At 65.3% G+C, this 6,576-nt stretch carries 6 protein-coding genes; 5 read left to right on the forward strand and 1 reads right to left on the reverse strand.

What is annotated here, in order from left to right:
- The first annotated feature begins 323 nt into the window (after positions 1-323).
- The 5 genes from Q0996_RS23540 to Q0996_RS23560 all read left to right on the forward strand — a co-directional run bounded on the left by Q0996_RS23540 (position 324) and on the right by Q0996_RS23560 (position 5,445).
- Entirely contained in the window at positions 324-1,463 is a 1,140-nt protein-coding gene (locus Q0996_RS23540) for a TRAP transporter substrate-binding protein (protein WP_299625945.1), read from the forward strand.
- 354 nt (positions 1,464-1,817) lie between these two features.
- Positions 1,818-2,462: a TRAP transporter small permease subunit gene (locus tag Q0996_RS23545; RefSeq protein WP_299625948.1), complete on the forward strand. Its 645-nt coding sequence runs from the start codon at positions 1,818-1,820 to the stop codon at positions 2,460-2,462.
- Positions 2,459-3,880 carry a TRAP transporter large permease subunit gene (locus Q0996_RS23550; protein ID WP_299625951.1) on the forward strand — a complete coding sequence of 474 codons (1,422 nt, stop codon included), beginning with the start codon at positions 2,459-2,461 and terminating at the stop codon, positions 3,878-3,880. Before Q0996_RS23545 ends, Q0996_RS23550 begins: the two co-directional genes overlap by 4 nt.
- Positions 3,870-5,225, forward strand: coding sequence for an amidase (locus Q0996_RS23555; RefSeq protein WP_299625955.1), 1,356 nt, complete (start codon positions 3,870-3,872; stop codon positions 5,223-5,225). Before Q0996_RS23550 ends, Q0996_RS23555 begins: the two co-directional genes overlap by 11 nt.
- Positions 5,226-5,256: 31 nt before the next feature.
- Positions 5,257-5,445: a hypothetical protein gene (locus Q0996_RS23560; RefSeq protein ID WP_299625957.1), complete on the forward strand. Its 189-nt coding sequence runs from the start codon at positions 5,257-5,259 to the stop codon at positions 5,443-5,445.
- Here the strand turns inward: Q0996_RS23560 and Q0996_RS23565 are convergent.
- On the reverse strand, positions 5,442-6,576 hold a 1,135-nt coding region (locus tag Q0996_RS23565; protein WP_299625960.1), incomplete at its 5' end, for a DUF4010 domain-containing protein. The genes Q0996_RS23560 and Q0996_RS23565 overlap by 4 nt on opposite strands.

The following is a 6,576-nucleotide window of genomic DNA, read 5'->3' on the forward strand; positions in this document are numbered from 1 at the left end:
GCCACCGACTTCGGCAAGCTGCAGCCAGTTGAGCGGTTGCGTTGTCGGCCAATCGCACATCATGATGTCGCGGCGGCGAGGGTCGCCCGCTGGCTGACGATTCCTTGGGGAATTGTCCCTTGCCATTTCGTCTGTGCAGGTTGTGAGAGGGGTTGGTCTAGCCGAACAGCGATCCGGTCTCTGGATTCAGGCGATGGGCGCTGCCGGAGTCTTCCAATCGGCACAGTCAGCGCCCCTGATTGTTGAATGAGGTCTCGTCGGAGGGAAGGACAACTGCGGACCAAGAACACCCTCTGGAATTGTCGAAACTAGGGAGGAATTCCGTGAAAAAGAACTCAGACACGAAACACGTTTCGCGCCGCAAACTGCTCAAGGGCGGCGCCGTCGCGGCTGGTGCGGCTGCGGCAAGCACGGTTGCGGCGCCTGCGGTTTTGGCGCAGAGCCCGATTGTGGTGAAGATGCAGACATCCTGGCCGGCAGCCGATATCTGGATGGATTTCGCCCGTCAGTACGTCGACCGCGTGGAGCAGATGTCTGCCGGCCGCCTCAAGGTCGACCTGCTGCCGTCCGGCGCCGTGGTCGGCGCCTTCCAGGTGCTCGATGCGGTGAACGATGGCGTGCTCGATGCGGCGCACACAGTGCCCGTCTATTGGTACGGCAAGAACAAGGCGGCTTCGCTCTTCGGCACCGGCCCGGTTTTCGGCGGCAGCGCCACAACTATGCTGGCTTGGTTCCATGCCGGCGGTGGTGCCGAGCTCTATCGTGAGCTGACCCAGGATATCATGGGGCTCAATGTCTACGGCTTCTACGGCTTTCCGATGCCGGCCCAGCCCTTCGGCTGGTTCAAGAACCCGGTCACCAAGGCCGCGGAACTGGACGGCTTCAAGTACCGCACCGTCGGCCTCGCCGCCGACCTGCTGCAGCGCCTCGGCATGAGCGTTGCCCAGTTGCCGGGTGGTGAAATCGTTCCGGCGATGGAGCGCGGCGTGATCGACGCCTTCGAGTTCAACAATCCCTCCTCGGACAGCCGCTTCGGCGCCCAGGACGTGGCGAAGAACTACTTCCTCTCGTCCTACCACCAGGCCAGCGAGTCCTTCGAGTTCCTGTTCAACAAGGACTTCTACGACGACCTGCCGGAAGACCTGCAGGCCATCCTGAAGTACGCCGTCGAGGCCACCAGCACCTCGAACACGGCCTTGGCCATGGACAACTACTCGGCCGACCTGCAGAAGCTGCAGAGCGAGTCCGGGGTCACCGTGCATCGCACGTCGAAGGATATTCTCGATGCCCAGTTGAAGGCCTGGGACGAGCTGATCCCGGAACTCGAGCAGGATCCCTTCATGAAGAAGGTGATGGACAGCCAGAGGGCCTGGGTCGAACGGGTGGTGTTCTATGAGCTGATGAACTCCCCCGACCTGGCGCTGGCCTACGACCACTACTTCCCGGGCAAGCTGAAGCTCTAAGCTTTGTTGCTACGGCTCGACCGCTCCGGCGACCTGTACACGCGGGTCACGGAGCGGTCGTCCGCTTGGCCGCGGGCGCACCGGACCCGTGGAAACTGAAAAAGCACAGAGCCTGACTCGAAGTGAATGATCTGATTTCAATGGCTTGCCAACGTCGGCCGTCTCTACATTGTCACCCTCGGGCTTGTCCCCCCTTTGGTTTTTTTGGGGCTCCATGGACAGACCGAGGTTCGGTCCTCGATGGATTGCCGGAACAAGTCCGGCAATGACGATCTGGGAGGGCAGGGGGCGGCAACCCTTTGACAGACAAGATTTCAAAGCGGGCTGGTCCCTTAGGAGCGACGAGAGAGGCCGATGATCGCGTATATCACGTTCGCCGACCGCGTTTCGGCGTGGTTCGGCAAGGCCTTTGCCTGGGTCATTCTGGTGATGACCTTCGGCATGGCCTATGAGGTCTTCGTCCGCTACCTGCTGAACGCGCCGACCGCCTGGTCGCTCGACGTCGCCTTCATCATGTACGGCACCCTGTTCATGATGGGCGGTGCCTACACGCTCTCGCGCGGCGGCCATGTGCGCGGCGACTTTCTCTACCGGCTTTGGAGCCCGCGCACCCAGGCAACGGTGGAGCTTGTGCTCTATTTCATTTTCTTCTTTCCCGGCGTCCTGGCGCTCATCTTCGCCGGCTGGAAGTATGCGGCGCGCTCCTGGGGCTTCCTGGAGGTCAGCGTTAACAGCCCGGCCGGCGTGCCGGTGTTCCAGTTGAAATCCGTGATCGTGGCGGCCGGCATTCTGCTGCTGATCCAGGGGATCGCCGAAGTCATGCGCTGCATACTCTGCATCCGCAGCGGAGAGTGGTTCCGCGGCGCCGACGATGTCGAGGAGACCGAGGTGAAACTGGCGGACAAGGCGGCCCATGACGTGCTGGAGCACGGCTCCGAGGCGATCGACACGGTCGATCCCAATTTGTCGCGCGGCAGCGGGGATGAGCAGCAGCGATGACGGATCCGCAAATCGCCCTCTTCATGCTGGGCATCTTCATTCTGGTCATTTTCCTCGGCTTTCCCATCGCCTTCACCTTGATGGCCATGGGCATCACCTTCGGCTACTACGCCTACTTCGATGGCGCGCGCATGTGGCGCTCCTACAACAGGGCGGTGGAGAACGGCGCCGACAGTTGGACCCAGTTCGAACTCTGGATCGAAGGTTTCTTTCGAAACAACGTCTTCGACCTCTTCGTCAACCAAACATACTCGGTGATGACCAACGAGGTGCTCACCGCGGTGCCCCTGTTTCTCTTCATGGGTTACGTGGTCGAGCGCGCCAACATCGTCGCCCGGCTGTTCTCCACCCTGAACATCGCCGCCCGGCACGTGCCCGGCTCCATGGCGGTGGCGGCCCTCATCACCTGCACGCTCTTCGCCACGGCCACCGGCATCGTGGGTGCCGTCGTCACCCTGATGGGCCTGCTGGCGCTGCCGGCGATGCTGAAGGCGCGCTACGACAACAGCTTCGCCTCGGGCATCATCTGCGCCGGCGGCACCCTGGGCATTCTCATCCCGCCCTCCATCATGCTGATCGTCTACGCCGCCTCCTCGGGCGTGTCGATCGTGCAGCTCTATGCGGGGGCCCTGCTGCCCGGTCTGCTGCTCTCCGGCCTCTACATGATCTATGTCACCGGCCGGGCCATCGTGCAGCCCTCGGTGGCGCCGAAGCCGACCGCCGAGGATGTGCCGGATATCGGCTTCGGCCAGCTCACGCTGATGCTGCTGACCTCGTTCTTCCCGCTGGCCTTTCTCATTCTGGCGGTGCTGGGGGCCATTCTCTTCGGGCTGGCGACGCCGACGGAGGCCGCCTCCATCGGCGCGCTGGGGGGGCTGGTGCTGGCGATTGCCTACCGGGCCCTGACCTGGGACCGGTTGCGCGAGTCGGTTTATCTGACGGTGCGCACCACGGCCATGGTCTGCTGGCTCTTTGTCGGCTCCTGGACCTTCTCCTCGGTGTTCTCCTACCTCGGCGGCGAGCACGTGATCTTCGAGTTCGTCACCGGGCTCAACCTCACGCCGCTGCAGTTCCTGCTGCTCGCCCAGCTCATCATCTTTCTCCTGGGCTGGCCGCTCGAATGGTCGGAGATCATCATCATCTTCGTGCCGATCTTCCTGCCGCTGCTGCCGCACTTCGGCATCGACCCGCTGTTCTTCGGCATTCTGGTGGCGCTCAACTTGCAGACCTCGTTTTTGACGCCGCCCATGGCGATGTCGGCCTATTACCTGAAGGGCATCGCCCCGCCGCAGATTCAGCTCGTGCAGATCTTCAAGGGCTGTATGCCCTTCCTGCTGCTGGTTTTCGTCGCCATGGCGGTGCTCTACATCCAGCCGGAAATCGCCTTCTGGCTGCCGGGGCTGATCTATGGCCGCTGAGACCGGAGAGATGAGCCCGATCCTGCAGCTTTCCGCCGTCGAGCTGCGCGAGCGGCTGGCCAAGGGTGCGCTGCGCGCGGTGGAACTGGCGGAGGCCTGTCTGGAGCAGATTGAGCGGCGCGAGCCGGAGGTTCAGGCCTGGACCTGGCTGGACGGCGATCACGTCATGGCCCAGGCCAAGGCGCTCGACGCGCTTCGCGCGCAAGGCCGGCCCACCGGCCCGCTGCACGGGCTTCCGGTGGGCTTGAAAGACGTCATCGACACCGCCGGCATCCCGACGGAAAACGGCACCCCCATCGATGCCGGGCGCAAACCGGCCAGGGACGCCTACGTCACCGAAAGGCTGAAGCAGGCCGGCGCCGTCATCATGGGCAAGACCGTCACCACCGAGCTGGCCTTCTTCGCCCCCGGCAAGACCCGCAATCCGCACAACCCCCGCCATACGCCGGGCGGCTCCTCCTCAGGCTCGGCGGCAGCGGTGGCAGCCGGCATGGTGCCGCTGTCCTTGGGCACTCAGACCGTCGGCTCCATGATCCGTCCCGCCTCCTTCTGCGGGATCGTCGGCTACAAGCCGACCTTCGGGGCCATCCCGCGCAGCGGCGTCCTCGAGCAGGCGGCCTCTCTCGATACCATCGGCACCTTCGCACGCAGCGTGGAGGATGTCGCCTTGGTTTCCGACGCTCTGTTCGGCTACGACGCGGGCGATCCGGCGACGACGACGGCGCCGGCTCCGCGCCTGTTGGAGATCGCCGCCAGCCGGCCGCCGGTGCAGCCGGCCCTGGCCTTCGTCAAGCACCCCGCCTGGGACAAGGCGTCCCCGGATGTCCACGACGCCTTCGGGGAACTGCGCGAGGCCCTGGGCGAGATCTGCGAGGAAGTCGAACTGCCGCCGCATTTCGCCGGGGCCCAGGGGCTTTGCGAGCTGGTGCAGAAGGTGGAGCTTGCCAAATCCTTCCACCGCTATGAGAGCCGCGGGCGCGAGCAGTTGAGCGAGCGGATGCAGGCGGCCATCGACGACGGGCGGCGGGTGCTGGCGCATGACTACCTGGCCGCGCGGGACTGGCCGCGCTTGCTGAACGCGGCCCTCGATGCGGTCTTCGAGCGCTTCGATGCCATCGTCGTGCCGGCATCGGCGGGACCAGCGCCGGAAGGCCTGGAGACCACCGGCGACCCGGTGTTCAACGGCATCTGGACCCTCTGCGGCACACCTGCCGTGACCCTGCCGCTGTTGCAGGCCCACAACGGTCTGCCCATGGGCGTGCAACTCGTCGGCCGTTGCGGGGACGACGGGCGCCTGCTGCGCACTGCGCGCTGGCTGGCCGAGCAGATGTCGGAAAGCGCGTGATGACTGGCTGGGAGAGAGAAGGGAGCGTCCTATGACCGACCGCATCATCGGCATCGCCGCCCTGGCCATCCTCATCGGCTTCGTCGGAATCATTGTCGGTTTCGTCCCCGACCTGGACCTGATCGTTGTTATGGTGGTCGTGGTCGCCATGGCCGGCTACGACTTCTATCTCACGCTGTTCAAGGGCGACGGCAAGGGCGGCGACGGACCGCTCCTCTAAAACAGGCCGTCGAGGAGCACGCCGAGGCCACCAAGGCCGAGGGCGCTGGCCGAGATCCCAAGGACGTAGAAACCCAGGATCCGATGGCCGACCGCCGCGGCGATGGCGGTCTTCACCAGGCTGTTGCTGGTCGCCGCGATCAGAATGCCCAGGGCGGCGATCCAAGGTTCCAGCTCCGCCCCGGCGAGGCGCGCCAGGGAGAGGGTGATGGCGTCCACGTCGGCGAGCCCCGAGGCGGCGGCCAGCAGAAGCACACCGGCGTCACCCAACCAGCGGCGCAGCGCCGTTGCCAGTAGCATGACGAGTGCCAGCAGCAGTCCGAACTTCAGAGCCGTCATGAATTCGAAGGGATTGCCCAGCGCGATCTCGGGCTGGTGGTTCCGGCTGCCGCCCCGGGGCCAGACGAGGGCCGAGGCGAGAAAGCCGCCCAGGGTTGCCAATCCAAGCGGCAGTGCGAGATGGGGCAAGAGGCTGGGCGCCAGCAGACCGGCCACCAAGAGGCAGCGCGGGAACATGGTACTGGCGGCAAGGCCGATCCCGGCGGCCAGCAGGCGGTGATTGCTGTCTTTGCCGCGGGCGAGGTTCGCTAGGTTGAGGGCCACCACGGTGGACGACACCAGCCCGCCGGCGACGCTGGCGAGCAGGACGCCTCTCTGCGGACCGGCGATGCGGATTGCCGCGTAGCCCAGCAGCGATACGCCGGCAATGAGCACCACCATCAGCCAAAGCTCGTAAGGATTGAACACCTGCCAGGGGCCATAGCCCTTGTCCGGCAGCACCGGCAGCAGGACCACCGACATGGCCAGCAGCTTCAGGATGGCCAGCATCTCCTCCTCGCGCAGCAGGCTGAGCCAGCGGTGCAGGCTGGTCTTGACCCCTAGCAGCATGGCGGTGACCACGGCGCCGGCGGCGGCCACGGCGATGTCGCCAAGCACGGCGAGAGCGCCCAGGGCGAAGGTGAGCAGCGCCGCCACGACGGTGGTCGCCCCCAGGTCGTGCAGTTGGGCGCTGGCGCGCAGGCGGCTGACGAGGATCACAGCGGTGAAAGCAAGGAAGGCGATGCCGAGCAGTACCAGGCCCAGCTCCTGGCCGATCAGCGCCCAGAGACCGCCGAGGAGCCCGCTGAGGCCG

This window comes from Pelagibius sp. (assembly GCF_028289705.1).
Taxonomy (GTDB): Bacteria; Pseudomonadota; Alphaproteobacteria; order Kiloniellales; family Kiloniellaceae; genus Pelagibius.